The organism is Aeromonas sp. 602396 (assembly GCF_049173735.1).
Taxonomy (GTDB): domain Bacteria; phylum Pseudomonadota; class Gammaproteobacteria; order Enterobacterales; family Aeromonadaceae; genus Aeromonas; species Aeromonas veronii_A.
Genome location: NZ_JAAKSD010000001.1, coordinates 336,748 through 360,836 on the forward strand (window position 1 = coordinate 336,748; position 24,089 = coordinate 360,836).

At 59.3% G+C, this 24,089-nt stretch carries 23 protein-coding genes and 1 tRNA gene; 11 read left to right on the plus strand and 13 right to left on the minus strand.

Annotation, left to right across the window (positions count from 1 at the left end; all coding sequences use genetic code 11):
- Window positions 1–651: 651 nt before the first annotated feature.
- Window positions 652–792: a hypothetical protein gene (locus G5229_RS01485; RefSeq protein WP_421204665.1), complete on the minus strand. Its 141-nt coding sequence runs from the start codon at window positions 790–792 to the stop codon at window positions 652–654.
- Window positions 793–1,015: 223 nt separating this feature from the next.
- Window positions 1,016–1,092: transfer RNA gene (locus tag G5229_RS01490), tRNA-Pro, on the minus strand.
- Between the two features lie 255 nt (window positions 1,093–1,347).
- Between G5229_RS01490 and tadA the strand changes: the two genes are divergently transcribed.
- From tadA to G5229_RS01535, 9 genes are all read left to right on the plus strand, one after another.
- Window positions 1,348–1,899, plus strand: coding sequence for a tRNA adenosine(34) deaminase TadA (tadA, locus tag G5229_RS01495; protein WP_421208161.1), 552 nt, complete (start codon window positions 1,348–1,350; stop codon window positions 1,897–1,899).
- 204 nt (window positions 1,900–2,103) lie between these two features.
- A complete protein-coding gene (locus tag G5229_RS01500; protein ID WP_266133795.1) occupies window positions 2,104–4,341 on the plus strand; it encodes an ABC transporter permease subunit in 2,238 nt (745 codons plus the stop codon).
- Window positions 4,342–4,373: 32 nt separating this feature from the next.
- Window positions 4,374–6,023 carry a phosphate ABC transporter permease PstA gene (gene pstA, locus G5229_RS01505; RefSeq protein ID WP_042012620.1) on the plus strand — a complete coding sequence of 550 codons (1,650 nt, stop codon included), beginning with the start codon at window positions 4,374–4,376 and terminating at the stop codon, window positions 6,021–6,023.
- A 133-nt stretch (window positions 6,024–6,156) separates the two neighbouring features.
- Window positions 6,157–6,975: a phosphate ABC transporter ATP-binding protein PstB gene (pstB, locus tag G5229_RS01510; RefSeq protein WP_216954080.1), complete on the plus strand. Its 819-nt coding sequence runs from the start codon at window positions 6,157–6,159 to the stop codon at window positions 6,973–6,975.
- Between the two features lie 85 nt (window positions 6,976–7,060).
- On the plus strand, window positions 7,061–7,771 hold the full coding sequence (phoU, locus tag G5229_RS01515; protein WP_236346667.1) for a phosphate signaling complex protein PhoU: 711 nt from the start codon (window positions 7,061–7,063) through the stop codon (window positions 7,769–7,771).
- A gap of 190 nt (window positions 7,772–7,961) precedes the next feature.
- Window positions 7,962–9,281, plus strand: coding sequence for a hemolysin family protein (locus G5229_RS01520; RefSeq protein WP_216954078.1), 1,320 nt, complete (start codon window positions 7,962–7,964; stop codon window positions 9,279–9,281).
- A 19-nt stretch (window positions 9,282–9,300) separates the two neighbouring features.
- Entirely contained in the window at window positions 9,301–9,843 is a 543-nt protein-coding gene (locus G5229_RS01525; protein WP_266133798.1) for a hypothetical protein, read from the plus strand.
- A 293-nt stretch (window positions 9,844–10,136) separates the two neighbouring features.
- Entirely contained in the window at window positions 10,137–11,039 is a 903-nt protein-coding gene (locus G5229_RS01530) for a homocysteine S-methyltransferase family protein (protein WP_421208163.1), read from the plus strand.
- Between the two features lie 9 nt (window positions 11,040–11,048).
- Complete coding sequence (locus tag G5229_RS01535) at window positions 11,049–12,464, plus strand: basic amino acid/polyamine antiporter (RefSeq protein WP_266133800.1); 1,416 nt, start codon at window positions 11,049–11,051, stop codon at window positions 12,462–12,464.
- Window positions 12,465–12,573: 109 nt separating this feature from the next.
- Here the strand turns inward: G5229_RS01535 and G5229_RS01540 are convergent, their stop codons facing one another.
- Window positions 12,574–13,413 (minus strand): sterol desaturase family protein, encoded by an 840-nt coding sequence (locus G5229_RS01540; protein WP_266133801.1) that lies wholly within the window; start codon window positions 13,411–13,413, stop codon window positions 12,574–12,576.
- Between the two features lie 168 nt (window positions 13,414–13,581).
- On the opposite strand from G5229_RS01540, the gene G5229_RS01545 reads away from it, so the two are divergent.
- Window positions 13,582–14,373 (plus strand): substrate-binding periplasmic protein, encoded by a 792-nt coding sequence (locus G5229_RS01545; protein ID WP_266133802.1) that lies wholly within the window; start codon window positions 13,582–13,584, stop codon window positions 14,371–14,373.
- Between the two features lie 107 nt (window positions 14,374–14,480).
- Here the strand turns inward: G5229_RS01545 and G5229_RS01550 are convergent, their stop codons facing one another.
- The 5 genes from G5229_RS01550 to G5229_RS01570 all read right to left on the minus strand — a co-directional run bounded on the left by G5229_RS01550 (window position 14,481) and on the right by G5229_RS01570 (window position 17,279).
- A complete protein-coding gene (locus tag G5229_RS01550; RefSeq protein ID WP_120414562.1) occupies window positions 14,481–15,224 on the minus strand; it encodes an amino acid ABC transporter ATP-binding protein in 744 nt (247 codons plus the stop codon).
- Window positions 15,208–15,330, minus strand: coding sequence for a hypothetical protein (locus tag G5229_RS01555; RefSeq protein ID WP_265177235.1), 123 nt, complete (start codon window positions 15,328–15,330; stop codon window positions 15,208–15,210). The genes G5229_RS01550 and G5229_RS01555 overlap by 17 nt, the downstream gene beginning before the upstream one ends.
- A complete protein-coding gene (locus G5229_RS01560; RefSeq protein ID WP_265328643.1) occupies window positions 15,314–15,436 on the minus strand; it encodes a hypothetical protein in 123 nt (40 codons plus the stop codon). Before G5229_RS01560 ends, G5229_RS01555 begins: the two co-directional genes overlap by 17 nt.
- On the minus strand, window positions 15,420–16,379 hold the full coding sequence (locus tag G5229_RS01565; protein WP_019445267.1) for an amino acid ABC transporter permease: 960 nt from the start codon (window positions 16,377–16,379) through the stop codon (window positions 15,420–15,422). The genes G5229_RS01560 and G5229_RS01565 overlap by 17 nt, the downstream gene beginning before the upstream one ends.
- Before the next feature lie 99 nt (window positions 16,380–16,478).
- A complete protein-coding gene (locus G5229_RS01570) occupies window positions 16,479–17,279 on the minus strand; it encodes a transporter substrate-binding domain-containing protein (RefSeq protein WP_005334079.1) in 801 nt (266 codons plus the stop codon).
- A 520-nt stretch (window positions 17,280–17,799) separates the two neighbouring features.
- On the opposite strand from G5229_RS01570, the gene G5229_RS01575 reads away from it, so the two are divergent.
- On the plus strand, window positions 17,800–18,933 hold the full coding sequence (locus G5229_RS01575; protein WP_421208166.1) for a GGDEF domain-containing protein: 1,134 nt from the start codon (window positions 17,800–17,802) through the stop codon (window positions 18,931–18,933).
- A 92-nt stretch (window positions 18,934–19,025) separates the two neighbouring features.
- Here G5229_RS01575 and G5229_RS01580 read toward each other — a convergent pair whose 3' ends face one another.
- The 5 genes from G5229_RS01580 to G5229_RS01600 form a co-directional block, all read right to left on the minus strand.
- On the minus strand, window positions 19,026–20,360 hold the full coding sequence (locus G5229_RS01580; RefSeq protein ID WP_421173157.1) for an MFS transporter: 1,335 nt from the start codon (window positions 20,358–20,360) through the stop codon (window positions 19,026–19,028).
- A 27-nt stretch (window positions 20,361–20,387) separates the two neighbouring features.
- Window positions 20,388–21,908, minus strand: coding sequence for a signal transduction histidine-protein kinase/phosphatase UhpB (gene uhpB / locus G5229_RS01585; RefSeq protein WP_421208168.1), 1,521 nt, complete (start codon window positions 21,906–21,908; stop codon window positions 20,388–20,390).
- A complete protein-coding gene (gene uhpA, locus G5229_RS01590) occupies window positions 21,905–22,495 on the minus strand; it encodes a transcriptional regulator UhpA (protein WP_005334071.1) in 591 nt (196 codons plus the stop codon). Before uhpA ends, uhpB begins: the two co-directional genes overlap by 4 nt.
- 192 nt (window positions 22,496–22,687) lie before the next feature.
- Window positions 22,688–23,083 (minus strand): nucleoside diphosphate kinase regulator, encoded by a 396-nt coding sequence (gene rnk, locus G5229_RS01595; RefSeq protein WP_005334070.1) that lies wholly within the window; start codon window positions 23,081–23,083, stop codon window positions 22,688–22,690.
- Between the two features lie 245 nt (window positions 23,084–23,328).
- Window positions 23,329–24,066: a substrate-binding periplasmic protein gene (locus tag G5229_RS01600; RefSeq protein ID WP_421208170.1), complete on the minus strand. Its 738-nt coding sequence runs from the start codon at window positions 24,064–24,066 to the stop codon at window positions 23,329–23,331.
- Window positions 24,067–24,089 lie beyond the last annotated feature (23 nt).

Genomic DNA, 24,089 nt, shown 5'->3' on the forward strand with positions numbered 1-24,089 from the left:
TAACTACGACTAAAGTCGAATCCCTGTTCCTGAAACGTTCCCGCAACAACGGGGTAACACGATTGATAAGGTGCGAAATATTGTTGAGTACGTCAACAGTTTTTTTTAAACACCTGTTTTTTGGATATGGTTAAGTTGATGTTTTTTATTGTTTTATTTGGTTGGTGTAAAAGCTCTACGCAGATGGTTATGCTCCTGCTTTTTCCCATCGGACAACGGCTAATTTGGGCCGTTACCCTGCCCCTCATTTTGTAACTTATTACGTAATAAAATTACAAATGCAAAAACAAATCCCGACCTAACTCCAGGCTGTGCCAAAACAGCCGTATAAAGCGCGTTTGAATGTGGTCATGAATGTTTTGCTAATGCTAGACCTGATTGGTGAACGTGCGTTTTAAACTTGGTGTGGTGATGCAGGCTCTGTTGGCACCAGCGGTTGCAGCGATAGAAAGTGAAGCGCAATAACGTAGGTTTGTATCAGTTGTCGGGGGGAATGCCGGAGAGGGAAGGGGGAGACACATTAGTCAATAATACTGCCATCCTTGATAGAATTAGCAGTTTGTCGTTTTTTGCAGATTTCTCGCCAAGGGCCTGAAACTGAGTGCGTTGAACAGGCGATGTGCTGGTGATTGAGCGGCCATCTGGCCGGGCTCAATAGTCATCATCCGGTTCGGCCAGATCGATCACATCCAGCTGGATGACCTGTTCGTCTTCGCTTTCGGTGTGGCAAGGGGTGTCATGAGGAACGGAATAAAGTGTAATGGCGGGTGCGAAATCGGTGTTCTGGTTCATGCCTGGTCCTGTGTTGCACGCAAGCCGGACAGTGATCCCTTCACTCGTGTTTCCACCTCCCTGTGTTGTCTACCGGCGGAAAGTTGCGCATCTTAATGAGTTCGGCAAAAAGATTCAAGTGGTTCTGGGTGTTTTTTGTTCTTGGTGAGCTGGCATCGTCAGAAGGATAAATCGGAAGCAAAAAAATAGCCCAGTCGTTTGACTGGGCTATTCTCGGGGAAAATGGTCGGTGTGAGAGGATTCGAACCTCCGACCCTCTACACCCCATGCAGATGCGCTACCTGGCTGCGCTACACACCGACGGAGTCAGACTCGGCTGACGGGGAGGAAGTCTAATAGCATGGCCAAACGGGTGCAACTCCTTTTTTATCATAGAGATGCCGATTGCTTCTTTATTGCTCAGTCGGGATGCGGCTTGGGTCTGACGTGCAGATTTGGCATAATCGCTGCCCTGTCACCGCTAGCTATCATGCCTGCTATCTATGGAATCATCTGACAGGTATGGATAGCTGGAATGTAAAAAGCACAATTGAACAATATAAAGAGGGGATGGGCGTGAAACCATCAGAGGTCCCAGAAACACTGGGTCAGGCTCCGAGTCAGACCGCGCAGGATGAACAGTGGATGCGCCATGCTATGGCATTGGCCGCCCGGGCCGAAGGGATTGGCGAGATCCCGGTCGGTGCCGTTCTGGTGCTGGATGGTCAGGTGGTGGGCGAGGGGTGGAACCGCTCCATCAGCGAACACGATGCCTGTGCCCATGCCGAGGTGATGGCAATTCGGGCAGCGGGCCAGCAGCTTGCGAACTACCGCCTGCTCGACACCACACTTTATGTGACGCTGGAACCCTGCTGCATGTGTGCCGGTGCGCTGATCCATAGCCGGGTCAAGCGGGTGGTTTACGGCGCACGTGATCTCAAGACCGGTGCTGCGGGGTCGGTGTTCGAGATCTTGCAGGACCCGCGCCACAACCACAGTGTCGAGCTGACCGGCGGTGTGCTGGCCGATGCCTGCTCGGCCCAGTTGTCGGCCTTCTTCAAGCGTCGCCGCGCCGAGAAAAAGGCGGTCAAACTGGCGCTGCAACAATCAAACGATGCCCTTTCCTGAATGATTTGGGGGCAGCATAGGCTGCCCTTGCTGATTATTCTCACAAATATCTCTTTATAAACAATATATTGTGTTCACTTTCCCTCGAAAGGACCCCCGCCCATTTTTCCACTAGCAACCTCGGTTAAAGCGCTCTCGATGTAACAAAACTGTCATGCAACCGCCATATAATGCCGCCAAGCCTAGCTTACATTGAGGTCTTGCATGTCATCGGAATCGTTAAACCTGGTCATGGCGGGCAGTAGAAAACGCCGGATCAAGGATAAATTGGCCAAATATGGCGTCACCACAGGCGGAGCCCTGGTACTGGTGGCGCTGCTGCTTATCTTCTTTTATCTGCTCTATGTGGTGAAACCCATCTTCAATGGCGCCTCCATGGAGCCAACTGCCTCATTTACCCTGCCTGCCGCAGGGAAGACCGCCTGGCTCGGCGTGGAAGAGCAGAACGAGATCGGCTATCGCTTCAGCGATAAAGGACTGGTCAACTTCTTCGCGGTGCAGGGAGATGACAAGATCAAGGTCGGGCAATCCCTTGGTCATGCTGAGGTCACCGGTGATGTCACTGCAGTGGCGCCACCGTCCCCTGGTCAGAAGCTGATCGCCTACGGTTTCGCCGATGGCAAGGCGCAGGTCGTCCAGCCTGCGTTCAAGGTCTCCTATCCCAACGATGTGCGGGTGATCGAACCCAGTCTGCAATATCCCTTTGGCGAGGAGCCGGTAGTGGTCGATCCGCAGGGCAAAGCGCTGCGTGCCATGGTATTTGAGGCCACCAAGGACAAGATGGCGACCGCCGCCGTGACCGAAGATGGTCGTGGCGTACTGATGGTGATGAGCGGTGAGGAGAACTTCCTCTCCGGCGAGATTGAGTGGAGCAGTGAGAACTACACCATTCCGTCCCTGCCGCGCCATGTGGATCAGATGCTTTTGACCCCCAATCTGCGGATCCTCTTTGTGCGGGAAGGCAATCGTCTCTCTGTCTATGACATTCATGACCTGAGCAATATATCCGTGCGCAATGTGCTGGAGATCAATGCGCCAGATGCCAACGTGACCCGGGTCGAGCTGCTCTCCGGTGCCTCCTCCCTGCTGGTGGGCAACGACAACGGCATCATCTCCCAGTGGTTTGAAGTGGCAAAAGATGGCAAACGCCAGTTCACTCAGATCCGTGACTTCAAGGGCGATGGCGCGGTGGATCTTCTGACCCCCGAGCACTATCGCAAAGCCTTCATCAGTGCCGACAAGGACGGCATCATCAGCTTCTTCCACGCCACTGGCGAGACCAAGCTGCTGACCGAGACGGTGGAAGGGGGTGAACTCTCTGCCCTGGCCATCTCCCCCCGTCACAACCTGTTGCTGATGCAGCAAGGGGAGACCTTCAAGCTTTTCTCGGTGGAGAACGATCACCCCGAGGTGACCTGGTCGGCCCTGTGGCAGAAGGTATGGTATGAAGGGTATCCGGAGCCCCAGTATGTGTGGCAATCCACCTCCGCCAGCAACGACTTTGAAGCCAAGCTGAGCCTGGTGCCACTGGTATTCGGTACGCTGAAAGCCTCTTTCTACGCCATGGTGTTTGCGGTGCCGCTCGGTGTCGCCGGTGCTATCTATACCGCCTACTTCATGTCGGCGGGGCTGCGCAAATACGTCAAACCGACGGTGGAGATCATGGCGGCGTTGCCGACCGTTATCCTGGGCTTCCTGGCGGGTCTGTGGCTGGCGCCCATCATAGAGGGGGCGCTGCCCGGGGTGATCCTGCTGTTGATCCTGCTGCCGATGGGGATGCTGTTGACCGCACTGGTCTGGAACTACCTGCCGGAGCGTGGCAAGTCCTGGCTGCCGGAGGGATGGCACGCCATCCTGCTTATTCCAGTGCTGCTGCTGATTGGCTGGGGGGCCTTCGCCCTGAGCCCGCTCATCGAGAATGCCTTTATGCACGGTGATTCGCGCATCTGGCTGACCCACGAAATGGGTATCAAGTTTGACCAGCGCAATTCGCTGGTGGTCGGTATCGCCATGGGCTTTGCGGTCATCCCCACCATCTTCTCCATCGCCGAAGATGCGGTCTTCTCGGTGCCCAAGCACCTGACCCAGGGCTCGCTGGCGTTGGGGGCTACCCCGTGGCAGACCCTGAGCCGAGTGGTGATCCTCACTGCCAGCCCGGGCATCTTCTCGGCGGTGATGATGGGCCTTGGCCGTGCCGTGGGCGAAACCATGATCGTACTGATGGCTACCGGCAACACCCCCATCATGGACTTCTCCATGTTCCAGGGGCTGCGTACTCTGGCCGCCAACATTGCGGTGGAGATGCCGGAGTCGGAAGTGGGCAGCTCCCACTATCGGGTATTGTTCCTCGCGGCCTTCGTCCTGTTTGTGTTCACCTTTATGTTCAACACCCTGGCCGAGTTTGTCCGTCAGCGGTTGCGTGAAAAATACAGCTCGATGTAAGGGGCGGCTCTGTAATGGACAAGGAATCGACAATGGGTAAGTGGTTTAAATCAGGGGCCCCCTGGATCTGGATGACCGGCGGAGCCGTCAGCCTGAGTCTGGTGGCGGTACTGGGTCTGCTGCTGCTGATCGGATGGCGTGGTCTGGTCTACTTCTGGCCGCACCCCATCTATGAGTGGCAGCTGGAGGACGCCAGCGGCAACAAGAGCGTGCTGATCGGCGAGATCAACGATCGCGAGCTGGTGCCGGTGGAGCGACTGCGCGCCGCAGGTCTGCCGCTGGAGGGGGAAGAGCGCGAGCTGCTGACCCGCTATCTGGTCAAGACCGGCAACCGTGAGTTCGTCGATCTCGATTTTCGCTGGGTATTGGAGACTGACATCAAGTCCCAGAGCCAGCCAGCCGAGCTGGCCATGGTTGAGCGTGCCACCAACGGTAACTTCTACGGTTATATCGTCGGGGTAAAAGAGGATGGCCGCGAGCTGACTTCGGATCTGCATCCTGCCCTGCAGCGGGTGCTGGCGAGAGCCAATGCCCTCTCCGAACAGGCCAACGATCTGCAAAAAGGGGACATCGGCAGCATCAACTATCAGCTGGAGCGGCTGCGCCTGAAAGAGCGCAAGGCCGAGCTGGAAGAGAAGCTGACCGATCAGCTGAAAGCTCAGCTGGAGCGTGAACGTCAGGCCCTTAACGATCGTTATCAGGTGCTGGAAAAAGAGCTCTTCTCACTGCGCAGTCAGGCTGACCGGGACAGCATCACCGTCAAGGATATGCGTGGCGAGCTGGTGACCATGCCCATGTCCAGGGTACTGGATGTGGTATGGCCCAACGACATGAGCCTGCTGGCCAAGGTGGGTCACTGGTTCCACCAGATCGGCAAGTTTGTATCCGACGATCCCCGTGAGGCGAACACCGAGGGCGGCGTCTTCCCGGCCATCTTCGGCACCGTCTTCATGGTGTTCCTGATGGCGATCATCGTGACCCCGCTCGGCGTGGTGGCGGCGGTCTACCTGCACGAGTACGCAGGCAAGAACAGCCTGACCAAGATCATCCGCATCGCGGTGATCAATCTGGCGGGCGTGCCCTCCATCGTCTACGGCGTGTTTGGTCTGGGCTTCTTCGTCTACACGCTCGGTGGCTCGCTGGATCAGCTGTTCTACCCGGAAGCGCTGCCGAGCCCGACCTTTGGTTCACCTGGCGTGATTTGGTCGGCGCTGACCCTGGCTATCCTGACCCTGCCGGTGGTGATTGTCTCCACCGAAGAGGGGCTGGCGCGGATCCCGAGCACCATCCGTCAGGGCTCGTTGGCACTGGGCGCCACCCAGGCCGAGACCTTGTGGCGCATCGTGCTGCCGATGGCGAGCCCGGCCATCATGACCGGCCTTATTCTGGCGATTGCCCGTGCAGCCGGTGAAGTTGCGCCGCTGATGCTGGTGGGGGTGGTGAAACTGGCACCGACCTTGCCGATGGATGGCAACTTCCCGTATCTGCATGTGGAGCGCAAGTTCATGCACCTGGGCTTCCACATCTATGACGTCGGCTTCCAGAGCCCCAACGTCGAGGCGGCCCGCCCGCTGGTCTACGCCACCTCCTTCCTGCTGGTGACGGTGATCGTGGGCCTGAACCTGACCGCTATCGGTATTCGTAACCACTTGCGCGAGAAATTCCGGTCGCTGGAGCATTAATCCGGCGCCGCATGAGTGATACAAGAGTGAGATAACAGAGGGGCGGCCGAGCGCGAGCCGCCATCTCTCTGCACCAATACGTGAGGGGCGCCGGCAGCAGTCCGGCCACTCCAGATAGATTTTGAGGTAACAGATGATCAACGTAACGACCACGTCTACCCAGCACACCGCGCTGGACCTGCTTAACCTGAGCCCGGAGCAGACCGCGCTGGAGGTGAAGGATCTCAACCTGTACTACGGCAGCAAGCAGGCGTTGTTCAACGTCAACATGAAGATCCCCAAAGGGCAGGTGACCGCCTTCATCGGCCCGTCAGGCTGTGGCAAATCGACCCTGCTGCGCTGCATCAACCGGATGAACGATCTGGTGGAGATCTGCCGCATCGACGGGGAGATCCTGCTGCACGGCCACAACATCTATGACAAGAGCGTGGATGTATCCGCCCTGCGCCGTCAGGTGGGCATGGTGTTCCAGCGCCCGAACCCGTTCCCCAAGTCTATTTACGAGAACGTGGTCTATGGTCTGCGCCTGCAGGGGATCAACGATCGCCGCACCCTGGATGAGGCCGCCGAGCGCTCCCTGCGCGGTGCGGCCCTGTGGGACGAGGTGAAGGATCGTCTGCACGACAACGCCTTCGGTCTCTCCGGGGGTCAGCAGCAGCGTCTGGTGATCGCCCGCGCCATCGCCATCGAGCCGGAAGTGTTGCTGCTCGATGAACCGACCTCGGCGCTCGACCCCATCTCCACCCTCACCATCGAGGAGCTGATCAACGAGCTCAAGAGCCAGTTCACCGTGGTGATCGTGACCCACAACATGCAACAGGCTGCGCGCGTGTCGGATCAGACCGCCTTCATGTATATGGGCGAGCTTATCGAGTACTCGGATACCAACACCATCTTCACCACCCCGGCCAAGAAAAAGACCGAAGATTACATTACCGGTCGTTACGGCTAAGGAGAGGAGAGGATGAATCTCAGCAAACAGATTGGCAGTCGCTTCCACGGCTAAGGCATAATCGGAGCAATCAAGGATTATTTGTATGGACAATATGAACCTCAATAAACACATCTCCGGTCAGTTCAATGCCGAGCTTGAGAGCGTGCGCAACCAAGTGCTGGTGATGGGCGGCATGGTGGAGCAGCAGCTCACCGACGCCATCGCGGCGATCCACGATCAGGATCTCGATGCTGCGCGCAAGATCGTGGCCAACGACCACAAGGTCAACGCGATGGAAGTGGCGATCGACGAGGAGTGCACCCGCATCATCGCCAAGCGTCAGCCGACAGCCTCCGACCTGCGACTGGTGATGGCCATCATCAAGACCATCACCGATCTGGAGCGCATTGGCGACGTGGCCGACAAGATCGCCCGCATGCTGACCGACAACGCCAACAAGCCGCAGCCGCCGCTGGTGTCGCTGGAGAACATGGGCCGTCGTACCATCAAGATGCTGCACGATGTGCTCGACGCTTTCGCCCGCATGGATCTGGATGCGGCGCTGGCGGTCTACAAGGAAGATGACAAGGTAGACCGCGAGTACGAGTCCATCATCCGCGAGCTGATGACCTATATGATGGAAGATCCCCGCACCATCCCCCAGGTGCTCAACGTCCTGTGGGCGGCGCGTGCCATCGAGCGGGTCGGCGATCGCTGCCAGCACATCTGCGAGTACATCGTCTACTACGTGAAAGGCAAGGATGTACGCCACACCAAGGCGGACGATCTGGGCACCTTGCTGGGCAAGGGCTAACCGGAAGTGAATAAAAAGGCGCGTGAAGCGCCTTTTTTGTTGCATAACTGGTCGGAGTAAGATAAAGCCCCCAACTGGCTGTTTTCTGATAGAATACTCCCCCTGTGTGAGTCCCGGATGGGCTCACGGTCCGGTCTCCCGGGCCCAGTTTGCCGTCTTGTGCTAAGGCGGGTGTAGCAATAGGTTAATCATGAGTTTTGCCGATAGTTTGTTCTTTTTAATGCTGCTGGTTGGCGGCAGTGTGTTCTTCTCCCTCTCCGAGATCTCTCTCGCCGCGTCTCGCAAAATCAAATTGCAGGTGATGGCGGATGAAGGTAATCGCCAGGCCGAAAAGGTGCTGGCCCTGCAGGCCCAGCCGGGCAACTTTTTCACCGTGGTGCAGATTGGCCTCAATACCGTCGCCATTCTGGGCGGTATCCTGGGTGAGTCTGCCCTCAACCCCGCCATCAAGGGGATTGTCTCCCAGTTCTACCAGGGACCCTGGCTTGGCGAGATCAGCTCTGGTGCGTCCTTCGTGTTCGTCACCGGTATGTTTATCCTGATCGCCGATCTGATGCCCAAGCGTCTGGCCATGATCATGCCCGAGCAGATTGCCGTGGTGGTGGTGCGCCCCATGCTCTTCTTCGTCACCCTGCTGATGCCGCTGGTATGGATTTTCAATGGTCTGGCCAATACCCTGTTTCGCCTGATGCGCATTTCTACAGAGCGCAACGACGAGATCACCTCCGATGATATCTATGCGGTAATGGATGCCGGTGCCGAGGCTGGAGTTATCCAGCGCGAGGAGCATCAACTCATCGAGAACGTGTTCGAACTGCAGTCACTCTGCGTCACCTCCGCCATGACGGCTCGCGAGAGCCTCATCTACTTCACCCTGCAAGAGGATGAAGAGGACATCAAGGCGAAGATCGCCGAACACCCCCACAACAAGTTTCTGGTCTGTGACCACAACCTCGACAGCATCAAGGGCTTTGTCGATGCCAAGGAGCTGCTGATCCGCGTCATCAGCGGCCAGAGCATCGATCTCAACAGCGGCTCGCTGGTACAAAACGTCATCATCATTCCCGATACCCTGAACCTCTATGAGGCGATGGAGTACTTCAAAAATCATCGTGGCGACTTTGCCGTGGTGATGAACGAGTACGCGCTGGTGGTGGGGATCGTCACCATGAACGACCTGATGAGCACCGTCATGGGCGAGTGGGCGACCCACGTGGTGGAAGAGCAGATCGTCCAGCGGGACGAGAACTCCTGGCTGGTGGACGGGGTGACCCCGATCTCAGACGTGATGCGCGCCTTCGATATAGAAGAGTTTCCGGACGATCAGAACTACGAGACCATCGCCGGTTTCATCATGTATATGCTGCGCAAGATCCCCAAGCGCACTGACTCGGTCAAATATGCCGGTTACAAGTTCGAAGTGGTGGATATCGACAGTTACAAGATCGATCAGCTGCTGGTTACCCGGGTCGAGCCGGTGGTGGCCGAGAAGCCAGCTCAGGAATCGTAAAAGGAGCGACATAAAAGTCATGAAGATGCAGTCTCATTCCCGTGCGCTGGCCTTTGTCGCGCTCGCCCTGGCACTGGGTGCCTGTAGCCAGAGCGCGCCGCGCAAAGCCACAGTGGCAGCCAAGCCGGTTGCCCCCAAGCCCGCGGTGGTCGTGCCGCAGCCGGATCCCGATGCGGTGGTGCAAAGCGGCATGGCCGAGCCGAGCCCGGTTTTTGACGAGCAGTATCACGGTCCGGATCAGGGGTCGCTGGAGTCGGTGACCGCCCTGTTTGCCCGTGGCTACATCGAGTCGGCTATGCGCGAGACCATGCTGGCGGCTGTGCACAACGACTATCCGCTGCTCGGCATGCGGGATGTGCGGTTGACCGATCCGGTCTCCAAATTCCTCACCTCCGAGCATGCGGCCACCACGGCCCATGACTACCTATATGCAGGCGTACAGCGTCGCCTCGGTCGTCCGCTCAGCCCTGCCCAGTGGGAGCAGATCTGGCGCGGTTTGCCGCAGCAGGGTCGGGTCTCCGACTGGGTCAAACAGATTAAGCGAGTGCTGGCCGGGCGTTAAGTTACCAGCGGATCAAGATAGTGATGAGGCCACCTTCGGGTGGCCTCTTGCATTTCTGCGTTTGCCTCGCCGTTTGCACGCTGATTTCTGCTGATACTGATTGCCGCCCGTGGCACTTTGTTTTACCTTGCTCTAGCCATCTAAACATCTATATGTTTTTATGGCTGCATAATAAAAGGGCTTCCCAGGATGAAGCGGGACGATCTGCAGCGATTCGATGCGAAACCGCAGATCAACAAAACAAACAGATAAATACGCAAATAAACAACGCACATAACAAAGAGACACGACAGATGAAAACCAGGGAATTGTGGGTGCTGGATGGGGGCATGGGGCGCGAGTTGGCACGGCGGGGGGCACCGTTTCGTCAACCCGAGTGGTCGGCGCTGGCCTTGATGGAGGCGCCAGAGACGGTGCGTGACGTGCATCAGGCCTATGTGGCGAGCGGGGCCAGGGTCATTACTACCAATAGCTATGCGCTGGTGCCGTTTCATATCGGCGATGAGCGTTTCTTTGCCGACGGGGAGGGGCTGGCAGCGCTGGCTGGTCAGCTGGCCCGTGAGGTGGCTGACGAGCAGAAGGGCGCCGTGCGGGTGGCGGGTTCTCTGCCACCGCTGTTTGGCTCCTACCGTGCCGACCTGTTCAAGGCGGACCGGGTGAGCGAGTTGGCGATGCCGCTTATCCGGGCGCTATCCCCTTATGTGGATATCTGGCTGGCCGAGACCATGAGCCTGATTGCCGAGCCACTGGCCCTGAAAGCGCTGTTGCCTGACGATGGCAAGCCGTTCTGGGTTTCCTTCACGCTGGAAGATGAGGCGCCGGGCAACGAGCCGCGACTGCGCTCCGGCGAGCGGGTGGCCGATGCGGTGACCTCGCTGGTGGCGGCTGGAGTCGATGCCATCCTGTTCAACTGCTGTCAGCCCGAGGTGATCGAGGGGGCCCTCGAGGTTGCTCGCGCCCGATTGCAGGCGCTGGGTCGCATCGACATCCGCCTCGGTGCCTATGCCAACGCCTTCCCGCCGCAGCCCAAAGAGGCCACCGCCAACGACGGACTGGACGAGATCCGCGCCGATCTGGGGCCGCTGGATTATCTCGGCTGGGCCGAGCGCTGGCGCGGGGCCGGGGCGAACTTGATCGGCGGTTGCTGCGGTATCGGCCCCGAGCATATTCAGGCGCTGAGCAGCCGGTTGCGCTAAGGAGCACCCATGAAAGAGAACAAGATTGGGCTCTGGTCCCTCACCGCGCTGGTGTTCAGCTCCATGGTGGGGGCGGGGATTTTCAGCCTGCCCCAGAACATGGCCGAGGTGGCGGGGGCGCGCGCTGTGCTGATCGGCTGGGGCGTGACGGGTGTGGGCATCCTGGCGCTCGCCATGAGTTTTCTCTATCTGTCGCGACTCAGACCGGATCTCGACGGCGGCATCTACAGCTACGCCCGCGCCGGTTTTGGCGATCTGGTGGGCTTCTTCTCCGCCTGGGGGTACTGGCTCTGCGCCACCATCGGCGTGGTGGGTTATCTGGTCATTGCCTTTGCGGCGCTGGGCAGCTTCGTCGATACGCCGGAGCAGGTCTGGTTTGGTGAGGGCAACACGCTGGCAGCGTTTGTCGGCGAGTCCTGCATCCTCTGGGCGGTGCACCTGCTGGTGGCCCGCGGCGTGCAGCAGGCGGCGCTGTTCAATCTGGTGGCGACCCTGGCCAAGAGCCTGCCGCTGCTGCTGTTTATCCTGTTCGCCTGCTACTGGTTCGACCCGGTCACCTTCGCGGCGGATCAGCAGGGCAGCACCCTGGCGGTGCCGGTCTCCGAGCAGGTGCGCAATACCATGCTCATCACTCTCTGGGTCTTCACCGGTATCGAGGGGGCCGCGGTGCTGTCGGCCCGCGCCAGAAACCGGCGAGATGTGGGCACGGCCACTGTGCTTGGCGTGGTATTGGCGTTGCTGCTCTATGTGCTTATCTCGGTGCTGGCGCTCGGAATATTGAGCCGACCCGAGCTGGCGGCGCTGCCCAACCCCTCCATGGCAGGGCTGATGGCCCAGATGACCGGCTCATGGGGCAAGCTGCTCATCAGCGTCGGCCTGATCGTCTCGGTGCTTGCCTCCTACGTGAGCTGGACCCTCTTCTCGGCCGAGGTGCCGTTCAGCGCGGCACGCCACGGCGCGTTTCCCGCCATCTTCCGGCGCCAGAACCGCAATGGGACGCCTATCGCCTCGCTCTGGCTCACCAGCCTGACGGTGCAGACTTGCCTGCTGCTGGTATGGCTGCTCGGCAAGGGCTACACCAGCCTGCTGCTTATCTCTACCTCGATGATTTTGGTGCCTTACCTGCTGATCGGCCTGTTCTTGCTCAAGCTCTCGTTCAGCAAGAAGGGTGAGGGCGGGCAGGGCCGCGGTCTGATGCGGGCGGTAGCGCTGGTATCGAGTTGTTACGGTTTCTGGCTGCTCTATGCTGCCGGGGTGGAATATCTGCTGCTGTCGTTGTTGCTCTACGGGCCGGGTCTGCTGCTGTTTCTCTACAGCCGCCGTCAGCTGGGCGCAGATCTTTGCCTGAGTGGTCGCGAACGGCTGTTGGCCGGAGTGACCTTGCTGAGCCTGATCCCCGCCGTCTGGTCGTTCGCCCATCTCTGACATCGAAGATGTGACTGACCATAAGAGAGCGCCACTGTGGCGCTCTCTTGTTATCAGGGACTGGTTATAAGGGGCTTGCTATCCGGGAGTTGTGACCTGGGGAGAAGGCTTAGCGGCTGGCAGGTCCGGCCGGTTTGCCAAACAGCACCGCGAGTTTTTGTCGCCAAGGCAGGCCACGGGCGTCGCGCAGCATGTCGCGCCACTCGTGGAAGGTGAGGGTGAGGGGATTGAAGCTGTGGATCGGCTTGGTGATGCCGAAGCGGCACGGCTCGGCCGGGTCTTCTTCCACAAAGGTGCCGAACAGCCGATCCCAGATGATCAGCACCCCGGCAAAGTTGCGGTCTATGTACTTGGCGTTGCTGGCGTGATGCACCCTGTGGTGGGAGGGGGTGTTGAAGATCCACTCCAGCCAGCCGAGTTTGCCCACTACCTGGGTGTGGACGAAGAACTGGAAGCCCAGACTCAGCAGCACGGTGGCGACCACCGCCTCGGGCGGGAAGCCGATGACAATCATCGGGATCCAGAACAGCCACATGCCGGAGATGGGATACATCAGGCTCTGGCGAAAGGCGGTGGAGAGGTTGAGCCGCTCCGAGCTGTGATGTACCACGTGGGAAGCCCACAGCCAGCGCACATGGTGGCTGGTGAAGTGGAACAGCCAGTAACAGAGATCCTGCAACAGAAACAGCAGTAGCACACTCCAGAGATTCAGCTCGATATCGAACAGCCGCCAGCCCCATAGGGTGTCATACAGATAAGCAATGGCGATGGCCGCCAGCGCATCGCCCCCTTGGTGCATCAGGGCCAGGGCGGCGTTTGCGAACAGATCCCGCCACTGGTAGGTGGCGGTTGGAAGGGCCGCGCCATGTTTGCGCAGGTAGAGCATCTCCCAGCCGATAAAGGCCAGAAAAACCGGGGAGAGGTAGAGCAGAAGCAGTTGCACATCCATATGCGGCCATCCATTCAGAGCAATTGCTCTCCAGCATAAAGGATGGCCTTAATATTTCATTAACATTTTTCTGCCAACGAAGAGATGGCATGAAATATGGCGCGGCAGCAGAGGAAGGTGCGGCGGATGGCTATGCTTGATGCAGGCTTTTTCAGGAGGTGCTGGCTTATGCGCGTCTGGTGTTGCTTGTTGCTGGGGTTGTGCATGATGGCCCAGGCCAAAACCCGTGTTGAAATTTTGGCCGATGCCAACTATCCCCCCTACTCCTGGCAGGAGGGGGAGGAGGTCAGGGGGATCTATGCCGATATTATCCGCGAGGTGACCTCTGCCATGCCTGACTATGAGGTGGTGCTCAAGCCGATGCCGTGGCGGCGCGGTCTGAGCATGGTGGAGCAGGGCAGCGCCTTCGCCATCTTTCCGCCTTACTACCAGCCCGACAGTCGCCCCTGGATGTGGCCCTACTCCCAGCCGATGCTGGATGAAGAGCTGGTGGTGATGTGCGGCGCCAGTGTTGCGGTCAATACTCCGCAGGCCAGGTTTCCGCTCGACTATCATGGTTTACGCTTTGGCATGAACGCCGGTTTTGCCGTCGGCGGTGATGCCTTTTGGCAGGCGGTAAAAGAGAAGCAGATCGACGTGGAGGAGGTGAAAAGCAATCGGGAGAACTTGCTCAAGATTGTCCGCGGCCGGGTCGATTGCACCATCAATGATCGCCTCTCCCTGCTCTATGAGTTGCTCAACATGATAAAGGCCGATCAGCTGGCGGTGGCCGATATGTCCTTGCTCAAACAGGGGCCGGTGCTCAGCAAGGAGCAGGGGTTTCTCGGCTACAGCCGCAAGGGGGAGTACCCCTACAAACAGGCCTTTATCGACCAGTTTGACAAGGAGCTCTATCAGCTCAAAAAACGTGACGGGGTGAAAGTGATCGTGGAGCGCTATTTGGGAAAGTCCCCGCGCTGAGCCGATGAGATGGGCACTCGGGTTCAGCTGGGTTAAGCCTGCTCAGCGTGACACACAAGAAGAGGGACCTTGCGGTCCCTCTTCATTTATCCAGCAGAGCATGTTGGCTACAGCACCTGACTCAGGAACTGGCGCAGGCGTGGGGAGGGAGGATTGTCGAAGAAATCGGCCGGTTTTTCATCCACCAGCAGTTCGCCACTCTCCATAAAGAGCACCCGATCCGCTACCTCGCGGGCAAAGCCCATCTCGTGTGTCACCACCACCATGGTCATCCCTTCGCGGGCCAGCCCCTTCATCACATCCAGCACTTCCCCCACCATTTCGGGGTCCAGCGCACTGGTGGGCTCGTCAAACAGCATGATGCGCGGCTGCATGGCGAGCGCCCGGGCAATGGCTACCCGCTGTTGCTGACCACCGGAGAGTTGGGAGGGATAGCTGGCCGCTTTCACCGACAGCCCCACTTTCAGCAGCAGCGCCTTGGCTCTGTCTTCGGCCTCACGGCGTGACAGACCACGCACCTTCTGAGGGGCGAGGCAGATGTTGTCCAGCACCGTCAGGTGGGGAAAGAGGTTGAAGGACTGGAACACCATGCCCACCTCTTCCCGCAGCTTGTTGACATCGCCCGGCTCGGTCAGGCTGATGCCGTCGACTACTATGTTGCCGTCGTTGATGGTCTCCAGCTGGTTGAGGGTGCGCAGGAAGGTGGACTTGCCCGAGCCACTGGGGCCGACGATCACCACCACTTCCCCTTCGGCGACCTGGGTGCTGACATTTTTCAGGGCATGCACTTCGCTGCCGTAAAACTTCTCGACACCGGTCGCTTTGATGATGGGATCAGTTGCTGCGCGCATATTTCGCCTCCAGAAAACGAACCGGGAAGGCGAAGGGGGTGCCGGTGATGGCTGCACTTCTCGACGCCCGTTGCACCTTGATGATGGGATCAGTTACTGCGTGCATATTTCACCTCCAGAAAACGAACCGGGAAGGCGAAGAGGGGGGCGGTGATGGCTGCACTTCTCGATGCCTGTGGCACCTTGATGATGGGATCAGTTGCTGCGTGCATATTTCACCTCGAGACGGCGTACCAAGAAAGAGAGGGTGCCGGTCAGCACCAGATAGAGCAAGGCGACGGTAAACCATACCTCGAACGGACTGAAGGTGGAGCTGACTACCTCGCGACCGGCCTTGGTCAGATCGGTGATGGAGATGACCGAGACCAGCGAGGAGTCCTTGATCAGGTTGATGAATTGGCCTGCCAGCGGTGGCAGTACCCGCTTGAACGCCTGCGGCAGGATGACGTAGCGCATGGTCTGGGCCGAGGTCATACCCAGGCTGCGACCCGCCTCCATCTGCCCCTTGTGGATGGAGCTGATACCGGCGCGGACGATCTCCGCCACATAGGCACCGGTAAAGACCGCCAGCGCGGCGACCCCGGCGGTGAAGCGGTCGAGGTTCAGCACGGTGCCGATAAAGAAGTAGACGATGAAGATCTGCACCAGCAGCGGCGTGCCGCGGATGAGCTCAACGTAGGTGACCGCCAGATTGCGCAGGGCCGGATTGGGGGAGAGACGCGCCAGCCCGGCCAGGGTTCCGAGCAGGATGGCGAAGATGCCCGCCACCAGCGAGAGTTTGACGGTGACCCAGACGCCCCAGGCAATGGGGCCTGCAGTCCAGCTCAGTTGGGTGTCGAGGGTATCGCCACGAAAAACGGTATCCCCTTCGGCGACTTGTACGCCGGTACTGGCAATGGCTTGCCGCACATTGGGGTCGAGATCGTCTTGCAGGAACAGCTTGCCCTTCTCGGCCTCGCTGGTGCCCGCCATCACGGTGCCGTCAAATTCGGCGAGATTCTTCTGCTCCGCCTGATAGGCGATGTATTGGGGAATGCGTTCCCAGCGCCAGGTGTAATCCACTGACTGGACAGCCTTGTAGATGCCGAATACGGCAACCAGCAGCATCAGCAGGAAAACCCCATGCCAGAGCAGCTGATTGGGTTGTTTTTCCATCTGTCTTGTCGGTTTGGGTGTGTGCACAGTCACAACCTCTTCTCGTTATTGTGTGGGGAGCTGCGTGGTGCAGGGGCGGCATGTGCCGCCCCCCGGAGGTTATTTGAGCTGATTCAGCCAGGCGTTGGATTCGAACCACTTCTTGTAGAGACGGTCGTAGCTGCCATCGCCCTTGATCTGGCGCAGGTAGTTGTTGAACCAGTTGAGGGTGTCCTGATCCCCTTTGCGGATGGCCCAGGCCAGCGGCTCGAAGGTGAACGGCTTGTCGAGGTGCACCACGGCGCCCTGATTCTGGGAGGCGAAAATAGCGTTGTAGGGCAGGTCATAGACGAACGCATCGACCTTGCCGTTGATCACTTCCAGCTTGGCGTCATCCTGGGTTTCAAACTGCAGCAGGGTGGCTTTGGGGATCAGGCGCTTGACTGCCTGCTCGCCGGTGGTGCCGAGCTTGACCGCGATCTTGTATTTCGGGTCGTTGAGGTCGGTGAAGGATTTGATTTCGCCCGCCTTCTCTTTGCGCAGGACGATGGTCTGGCCGACCACGATGTAAGGATCGGCAAAGTTGACCCGCAGGTTGCGCTGGGGAGTGACGGTCATGCCGCCCATGATGACGTCGAACTTGTTGGTCAGGAGTGCCGGAATGATGCCATCCCAGGCGGTGTTGACGAACTCGACCTTCACGCCCATCTCTTTGGCGACCATCTTGGCGAGATCCACATCAAAGCCGATGTATTGGCCCTGCTTGTTGGTCATCTCGAAGGGTTGATAGCCGGCGTCGAAGCCGACTCGCAGCACGCCGCGTTCGAGCACGGCATCCAGGGTGGACGTGGGGGCAGGTGTCGGGGCCGCCGTGGCGATCCCGCAAAACAGCAGGGTAGAAAGAATCAGTTTTTTGATCATAAGTGACGTCTCTGTCGGTGGTGTGTTCGGCCTTGAACCTGATCCCGTGCGACTCCGTGGCACAAGAGACTGCTGCATCCGGCAACAGGCAAGACAGGATGAATGTCTTGAGCGGGACAAAAGCCCCATATGAGATGCTATGAATAGTGGTTGAGTGAAAAATGTACCAAAAACAGATTGTGTCAGAAGACTCAACAGGTTAGAGACATTTATTGCTCATGGCTTCATTCATAAAATCACACGAAAACAACATATCTATCTAATTGAGTGGGTTCAAGCCCAAATTATCCCCAAGACATTTTGTTACAAAGCCAGGGCGCCGCTTGCGGCTCTTATTGTGCTATCGGGCTCCGTAAGAGGCTTTTTATGGGGCTGATACGAATACGCATTGGTGGGATATCACGCTCATTGCGCTGTTTGTCAGCAAACGAACGGGCTTTATTATGAAAACCATCAAGTCCCACTGGGTCTTGGCAAACGCTTCTCATATACTCAGTTACCCTCTCTGCATGGCTTTGGTATGGACGCCTCACTACTGCTTAAGCTGGATATTTTTACCTTGATGATCATGGCCTTGTGTGGCTATTGTCTCGGTTTCCTGACTCTTACCATCATTCGTGTTACCCACAACGATATTCCCGGTGTCGGGGTCTGGTGGTGGTCCAGTCTGTTTGCCATGCTGGGTCAGGCTGGATTTGCCAGCTTGCTGCTGACCCCCACCCCCTATGGCTCCTGGGTTGGCAATGTCTTCCTGATTTTTCATGTGTCGCTGCTGCTGGTTGCCCAGCGCTGTTTCTTCCGGCAATCGCCAGGCTGGCCTGCCTGCTGGGGATTCATCCTGCTGTTTGCCGCCATCATGACCTGGTCGGTCGCCATCGATGGCCGGATTGCTGTGCGGGTGATGATCAGCAGCGCCACCTTCCTCATGCTCAGTATGCTCATCATCTGGCAGCTCTGGCGTCACGGCCGACCCGATTATCAGGTGGCGGTCTGGGTGCTGATTGGCCTCAATCTGGTACTGATTGCCATGACATTGATGCGGATGTTTACCGTGTGGGGCGAGGTGATCGAAAGCCCGTTCCAGCGTCAGCTGTTCAACGTGTTGCCCTATGTCTCCATGCTGGTGGGCAGCTCCATGCTTACCTTCGGGGTGCTGCTGCTCTGCAACCAGCACCGGGCGCTGGAGCTGCGCTATCAGGCCAGTCATGACCCGCTGACCGGCTTGTTCAATCGCCGTGGTTTTATGGAGCGTCTGGCCCGGGGACGCCCTGCACAACAGGGGGCGTTGGTGGTGCTCGATCTGGATGACTTCAAGCAGATCAACGATCGGCATGGTCATGAGGTGGGTGATCGGGTGCTGGAGCGGGTCGGGTTGGCACTGCGCGAGCTGGAGGGGGTATTGGCGGGCCGCTTTGGGGGTGAGGAGTTTGTGCTGCTGTTTCGCCATGTCGCCGCAGAGGAGGCCATCGCCCGTTGCCAGTCACTGCTGGTTCAGCTTGCGGCCAGCGAGGTGGAGGGGATTCATATCACCGTCAGCATGGGTATTGCTTACTGGCAGGGGGAGTGGCACTTTGACAGCCTGTTCAGCCGTGCGGATGACGCTCTCTATCGGGCCAAGCGGGAAGGAAAGAACCGGGTCTGTCAGGCTGCCTGATGCAGGAATAGGTTCAGGAATAAAATCAGGGCGCGGTGATCCGCGCCCTGATTGTTTCTGTTTGCCGGATATAGCTCGTCAGCTGCCGTCCATTACTCTGACGCAGCTTGAGCTGTTCTCGGTGCCTGCGCCTTGAGGAAGGGGAGCAGCAACAGGGCCGAGACGCCCGCTGCCACCGAGATCACCACGAAGAAGCCGTTCCAGTGCCAGATCTCCATCACCTTGGCCAGCGGATAGCCTGACAGCGCCGCCCCCATGTAGGCAAACAGGCCGACAAAGCCGGTGGCGGCCCCCGCCGAGTTTTTGTGGGAGCACTCCGCTGCCGCCATGCCGATCAGCATCTGGGGGCCGAACACGAAAAAGCCGATGGTGAAGAAGCAGGCCGCCTGCATCACGTAGCTGAAGAAGGGCATCAGCCAGAGCGATCCCACCGCCAGCAGGATCCCCACCGCAAAGATGAGGTTCATCGGGCCACGGTTGCCGTTGAACAGCTTGTCCGATCCCCAGCCCGCCACCAGGGCGCCGATAAAACCCCCTACCTCGAACATGGAGATGGCCGAGTTGGCGCTCATCAGATTGAAGCCGCGCTGCTCGGTCATGTAGAGGTTGCCCCAGTCGTTGATGGCGGTGCGCACCACATAGACCAGCACGTAACAGCAGGCCAGCAGCCAGATATAGGGGTTGCCGAGCACATATTTGCGCAGGATCTGGCGATGGGAGAGCCCCGCATCCTGGGTCTGCTGGGCCAGCTCCATGGCATCCTTGCGCCACTCGCCCACCGACGGCAGTCCCATGGCCGCCGGGGTATCCCGCAGCCGCCAGCAGAGCAGCAGACCGGCTGCAATGGCGATAAGGCCGGGCACTATCATGCCGTAGCGCCAGCCATGCTGCAGGGCCAGGGTGCTGACGATAAGGGGGATGAGCGCCCCGCCGGCGTTGTGGGCTGTGTTCCAGGCCGACCACCAGACGCCCCGCTCGCTGCGCGAATACCAGCTGGTGAGCAGTTTGGAGCAGGGTGGCCAACCCCAGCCCTGAAAGAAGGCGTTGGCCACCCAGAGGGCGGCAAACATCCAGAGAGCGGACGAGAGGCCGAACAGGATATTGATGACGCCGGTGGCCATCAGTCCGACACCCATAAAGTAGCGCGGGTTGGCGCGGTCACTGATGATGCCGGAGAAGAACTTGGAGCAGCCGTAGGTGATGTAGAACAGGGTCCAGAGCATGCCGATGTCTGACTTGTCCAGCATGTCGCTCGCCAGCATGTCCGGCATGGCGAAGTTGAAACTCTTGCGGGTGAAGTAGAAGACCGCATAGCCCAGATACATGGTCAGCAGCAGATGCAGCCGCCAGTGACGATAGGTGGCGTCGATCTCGGCCTGCTCGCGGATCGGCGGTTGCGCCGGTGCGCTTCTCATAAAGCTCAGCATGGGGCTCCTCCCTGATGAAGGGCGAGGTTACTCATGGCTCTCCTCCCGCTTGCGGCAGGGGAGATTGACCGTCAACTGGGTGCCGTGGACGCAGGAGAGCTGCAAGGTGCCTCCCAGCGCCTGCACCCGCTCGCGAATACCGAGCAGACCATAGCCCTGCGCCGCGCGGCTTTGCGGCAAGCCGCGACCATCATCCTCCAGCACCAGCTGCAGCTGTTCTTCACCGTGCCGCGTCCGGATAGTCACCGAGTGGGCGTTGGCATGCTTGACCACGTTGTTGAGCCCCTCCTGACAGACCCGAAACAGGGTGACCCGCTGGGCATCCGAGAGATCCCCATCCGCCAGCTGCCACTCCAGCCGGGTGACGATGCCGTGGCGCTCCAGCTCCAGCTCTCTGAGCAGTGCCCGTACCGCTTGCTCCAGGGTCATGTCGTCGAGCTGGCGCGGGCGCAGGCGACCGAGCAGACCGCGCACCGCGTCGTAGATGCCAAGGGAGAGGGTATCGATCAGGGCGCTGCTCTGGCCCACACCCGCATTGTCGGGGGCGAGGCGGCGAACAATACCGGCCTGGGTACGAATGGCTGTGATGGTCTGGCCGATGTCGTCGTGCAGCTCGCGCGCCACCTCCTTGCGGATGCTCTCCTCGGTCTCCAGCAACCGCTCGGTGAGTTGGCGATTGTGGGCAAGCTGGCGGGTCAGCGCCTGATTGAGCTCGCGCTGGCGCTGGATCCCGGCGCCCAGCAGCAGGCCGGTGAGACTCTGGGCCAGCAGGGAGAGCAGCAGATCGAGGGGGTGATCGTGCCAGGCCTGGCTCGCCAGCAGGGCGATGGTGTTCATCAGGGTTGCGAGCAGCGCCCCCTGCCAGCCGTAGCGCCACGCCATGGCGATGATAGGGATGGCCAGACAAAACGGGGTAAATCGCACCAGCGAGTTGGGCAGCCCCAGCTGAAGCCATAGGCTCAGCACGAATAACAGCAGATACCAGACCAGATGGCGAAAGCGCCAGTCTACCGGCTGATCCACCAGTGCAGGACCGAGCGGCACCCAGGTGGCGCGGGTAAGGTAGTGCCAGATCAGCATGCAGGTGGAGGTGAGGGTGAGCCCGCCGGTGAGGGTGAGCAGCAGGGCCGAGAGGCCATCTTCTCCCGCCAGATGCCAGAGCAGGGATTGCAGCAGGGCTGCCACCGAGACGGTGGCGAGCAGCAACAGCAGTTGCTGCCAGTCGTTGCGCACCGGCTGGCGGCGGGCAATCAGCAGGGGGAGCAGGGTGAGCAGGCTGCCGGTCAGCAACCACTGCCAGTGGGGCAGCCCAACCTCCAGATTGATCCAGTAGAGCAGCCCCCCTTCACAGAGCAGCAGCGGCAGCCAGTAGCGACCGGGACTTTGCAACAGCAGGCCGAGACGCAGGCCGAAGGGGAACAGCAGCACCGCCAGTGCCGGGCCGCCCGCCAGATGCAGGCTGATGCTCCACAGGCAAAACCAGCCGGCGGCAAAGATGAAGCAGGCCGCCAGCGCGATGGCGACATAGCTGGCAAAACGGGAGATCACCAGCTATCCAGCATGCGGTGGGCCAGCTCGACGTTGTTGCTGACCTTGAGCTTGTCCATCAGGTTGGCGCGATGGACGTGAACCGTCTTGGGGGAGAGTCCAAGCTGCTCGGCAATGGCCTTCACCTCCAGCCCCTGTGCCAGCAACTGGGCAATCTCCCGCTCCCGATTGGTGAGGGGATCCCGGCTGCTGCTGGCCAGTTTCTGGGCGATGTCCGGCGTCAGATAACACCCCCCCTGGGCGGCGGTACGCACCGCGGCGATCAGCTCGTCCGGACTGCAGCGTTTGGAGAGAAATCCCTTGGCGCCGGTTTGCAGTGCCTGCTCGATGAGGGCCGGGCTGTCGTGCACCGAGAGCATCACCACGGCCAGACCGGAGGGGAGCTGCTTGAGCAGATCCAGCCCCGATTGGTCGGGCATCGAGATGTCGCAGACGCAGACGCGCGCCCCGCTGCCGGGCAGGCCGGCAAGGGCATCGCTGGCGGAGCCGAATTCGGCGACCACCTGCAGGTCGGGCTCCAGATTGAGCAGTTGGGCAAAACCGGATCGGACGATCTGGTGATCGTCGATAAGGGCAATTTTTATCATGATGTCAGCCTGAAATTCGGTGCGTCATGACCATGACGCGGCCAACAAGATACCTGCCCCTCGAGTCAGGCTCAAGCAGCAGCAGGAAAAGGGGCTAAAAACCGGGGAGCAAGGTGAACAAAGCTTGATCGGGATCAGCTGGCAAGGGCGAGCAAGCGGGCTGATCAACAGGGGATGACCAGCCCGTGGGACTCAGCGGTGCAGCTCGCCGGCGCGCTCCGGCTGATAGACCACTTCCAGAATTTCGACCTCGATGGTGCGACCGGCCGGGCCCGGCCAGGCGATGCTGTCGCCCACTTTCAGACCGAGCAGGGCGCTGCCCACCGGCGCCAGTACCGAGATGTTGCTCTCGTCGCCCTTGGCATCGCGCGGGTAGACCAGGGTGAGGCAGAACTCGTTGCCGCTGCTCTGCATCTTGAAGCGTACCTTGCTGTTCATGGTGACCACGTCCGGCGGCATGTCGGCCGGTTCGCGGATCTCGGCGCGGTCCAGCTCCTCTTGCAGGGCGAGATGCTGCGGGTGGTTGCCGAGCAGTTGTTCGATACGGTCCAGATCAAGGCTGGAGATAACCAGATGAGGTTGTTTCATAAGATATTCCTTATCAATAGCGGATAGGCCCATACCGGCGGGTGCAGGTTGGCCATCACGCAAAGTGTTACAAAAATGGATTCAACAGGTTCAATCGATTGAAAATGCCATGCCCCCAAGCGACTCGCGGCCGAAGGAGCGAGGCGGGGGCTCAGCAGGGTGTGAGCAAATGCGAGGAAATAGCGAGTATTTTCATGGGGCTACCATAACCATTCTGGCCGGCCTTGGCAACCGTGATTGAGTGACTACTCAGGAACCTGATAGTTGTACTGACGGATGATCCGCGCCAGTGTGCCATCATGGCGCATCTCGTCAATCACGGCTTGCCAGCGACGCCCTTCGGTGAAGGGAAAATCCTTGCTGGCCGCGATAAATAACTGGGTACGCATCAAGGATTCGCCTTTTACTATCTCATCGATGGAAAATCCGCCCGTCTGCTGGTTGTAGAGGATGACGTTCCAGGCTGCGACCCAGGCATCGATGCGTCCTCGTTGCAGTTTGAGGGCATTGAGGTCTTCGGTGGCGACGGTTTGGCTGGCGAGATTCAGCCTCTGCTTGAGCAGATACTGGCCGAAGGAGTGACGCAAGGTGCCCACCTTGAGTGAAGGAAGCGCGTTTATCATGAGCGGGGTGGGATGCTTGTGGCGATTGCTGACAATGAGGAACTCTTCATCAAGGATGGGGGAAACCCAGTAGTAGAGATGCTCCCGTTGAGAGCTGCGTACTGGCGGTATCAGCAGTACATCCTTGCGATGGGCGGTTTGGGTGAGGGCTCGGGCCAGCGGCATCAGCTCGATGGTGAGCGGCTCTTTGAGGCGCCGGGCGGCCTCCTCCATGATCTCGATGGCGACACCGCTTGGTTTGCCGTGAGAGGAGCGAATGACGTAAGGGGGCAGCTCGGCCGCCACCAGCACAATAGCCTGGGCACCGGTGTTCACCAGCAACAACAGCAGGGCAAAAAAGGGCAGGCAGAGAGCGCGCATCAAGGTCGTGAGCCAGAGTCGAA

Coding starts and splice junctions, on each gene's coding strand:
- G5229_RS01485 (WP_421204665.1), bottom strand. CDS start 792: ATGAACCAGAACACCGATTTCGCACCCGCCATTACACTTTATTCCGTT.
- G5229_RS01500 (WP_266133795.1), top strand. CDS start 2,104: ATGTCATCGGAATCGTTAAACCTGGTCATGGCGGGCAGTAGAAAACGC.
- pstA (WP_042012620.1), top strand. CDS start 4,374: ATGGGTAAGTGGTTTAAATCAGGGGCCCCCTGGATCTGGATGACCGGC.
- pstB (WP_216954080.1), top strand. CDS start 6,157: ATGATCAACGTAACGACCACGTCTACCCAGCACACCGCGCTGGACCTG.
- phoU (WP_236346667.1), top strand. CDS start 7,061: ATGGACAATATGAACCTCAATAAACACATCTCCGGTCAGTTCAATGCC.
- G5229_RS01520 (WP_216954078.1), top strand. CDS start 7,962: ATGAGTTTTGCCGATAGTTTGTTCTTTTTAATGCTGCTGGTTGGCGGC.
- G5229_RS01525 (WP_266133798.1), top strand. CDS start 9,301: ATGAAGATGCAGTCTCATTCCCGTGCGCTGGCCTTTGTCGCGCTCGCC.
- G5229_RS01530 (WP_421208163.1), top strand. CDS start 10,137: ATGAAAACCAGGGAATTGTGGGTGCTGGATGGGGGCATGGGGCGCGAG.
- G5229_RS01535 (WP_266133800.1), top strand. CDS start 11,049: ATGAAAGAGAACAAGATTGGGCTCTGGTCCCTCACCGCGCTGGTGTTC.
- G5229_RS01540 (WP_266133801.1), bottom strand. CDS start 13,413: ATGGATGTGCAACTGCTTCTGCTCTACCTCTCCCCGGTTTTTCTGGCC.
- G5229_RS01545 (WP_266133802.1), top strand. CDS start 13,582: ATGCGCGTCTGGTGTTGCTTGTTGCTGGGGTTGTGCATGATGGCCCAG.
- G5229_RS01550 (WP_120414562.1), bottom strand. CDS start 15,224: ATGCGCGCAGCAACTGATCCCATCATCAAAGCGACCGGTGTCGAGAAG.
- G5229_RS01555 (WP_265177235.1), bottom strand. CDS start 15,330: ATGCACGCAGTAACTGATCCCATCATCAAGGTGCAACGGGCGTCGAGA.
- G5229_RS01560 (WP_265328643.1), bottom strand. CDS start 15,436: ATGCACGCAGCAACTGATCCCATCATCAAGGTGCCACAGGCATCGAGA.
- G5229_RS01565 (WP_019445267.1), bottom strand. CDS start 16,379: ATGGAAAAACAACCCAATCAGCTGCTCTGGCATGGGGTTTTCCTGCTG.
- G5229_RS01570 (WP_005334079.1), bottom strand. CDS start 17,279: ATGATCAAAAAACTGATTCTTTCTACCCTGCTGTTTTGCGGGATCGCC.
- G5229_RS01575 (WP_421208166.1), top strand. CDS start 17,800: ATGGACGCCTCACTACTGCTTAAGCTGGATATTTTTACCTTGATGATC.
- G5229_RS01580 (WP_421173157.1), bottom strand. CDS start 20,360: ATGCTGAGCTTTATGAGAAGCGCACCGGCGCAACCGCCGATCCGCGAG.
- uhpA (WP_005334071.1), bottom strand. CDS start 22,495: ATGATAAAAATTGCCCTTATCGACGATCACCAGATCGTCCGATCCGGT.
- rnk (WP_005334070.1), bottom strand. CDS start 23,083: ATGAAACAACCTCATCTGGTTATCTCCAGCCTTGATCTGGACCGTATC.
- G5229_RS01600 (WP_421208170.1), bottom strand. CDS start 24,066: ATGCGCGCTCTCTGCCTGCCCTTTTTTGCCCTGCTGTTGTTGCTGGTG.